Source organism: Microcoleus sp. D2_18a_D3 (assembly GCF_036702455.1).
Classification (GTDB): domain Bacteria; phylum Cyanobacteriota; class Cyanobacteriia; order Cyanobacteriales; family Microcoleaceae; genus Microcoleus.
The window spans coordinates 1-1,080 of sequence record NZ_JAUBTK010000223.1 but is presented as its reverse complement, the minus strand read 5'-3'; the positions used below and the strand labels follow the sequence as shown (position 1 = coordinate 1,080).

Sequence of the window (1,080 nt, the reverse complement as noted above, 5' to 3'; positions counted from 1 at the left end):
AAAAGACAGAACCCATGAATATCAGGGGGGCGTAATTATCGGACAGGGCTACAGTACAATTGCCTGGATACCTGAAGCTCATGGAAGTTGGGCCTTACCCCTACTCCATGAACGAATTAGTAGTGGGTCTTCGCCCATACTTCAAGCAGCTTCCCAACTCAAACTTGTCTGTCAACAGAGCGTCAACCCAGTATTAGCAGTCTTAGATCGAGAATATGGCAATGCAACTTGGGTATTAGCCCAAGCAGATATTCAAGCTGATTGCTTAATGAGAGTCCGAAAGAATGCCTGGAAAGTGGTCGGCACCACCAGCCTATAGTGGTCGCGGTAGACCACGGAAACACGGGTTCAAAATGAGACTCAATGACCCAACCACATGGCTCGAAACGGATACTGTGATTGAAATTGATGAACATCCACAGTTGGGACAAGTCCGAGTCAGTCAATGGCTTGACTTACATTTTTATCGTGCGCCGGGACATCCTGTTAATTTAATCCTCGTCGAAAGAATGAATCCCATGTCAAGCGGTCAGCCGTTTCCACCCTTGTGGTTGGTTTGGGTGGGAGAACGAACTCTACCCTTAGAAACTGTTTGGTTTAAGTATTTACGACGTTTTGGAGTGGATCATTGGTATCGGTTTGCTAAGCAACGATTACATTGGACATTGCCTAACTTGAGAACTCCCGAACAATCTGAGCGTTGGAGTGATTTAATGCCATTGATGAGTTGGCAACTCTGGCTGGCTAGGGATTTAGTTCTCGAACATCGACTGCCTTGGCAGTCTGCTACGATCGATTTAACTCCTGGACGTGTTGCCCAATCAATGTTATCGGTTTTAGTTGACATTGGTACTCCTACGAAACCACCTAAACATAGGGGAAAATCTCCTGGCTGGGAAACAGGAAAGGTACGGACTAAGGCACCGCGATATCCCACTGTCAAGAAACGGGTTTCTCGACGCAAAAAGTCTTCAAGATTAGTTGTTTAATCTCCTCTCTTTTGAGTTTTTGAGCAATAACTTGCCTTCTGTTGAAAGGCAGCTACTTTTAGATGCGATCGTTTTTTAGTCTAAACTCCAG

Annotated in this window: 2 protein-coding genes; both read left to right on the top strand. The window is 45.5% G+C overall.

Features of this window, described 5'->3' with window-relative positions; translation table 11 throughout:
* Nucleotides 1-319: hypothetical protein (locus QUB06_RS34610; protein WP_333439360.1), on the top strand; the 319-nt coding region annotated here is incomplete at its 5' end.
* 34 nt (nucleotides 320-353) lie between these two features.
* Complete coding sequence (locus tag QUB06_RS34605) at nucleotides 354-989, top strand: hypothetical protein (protein WP_333439358.1); 636 nt, start codon at nucleotides 354-356, stop codon at nucleotides 987-989.
* The last annotated feature ends 91 nt before the right edge of the window (nucleotides 990-1,080 follow it).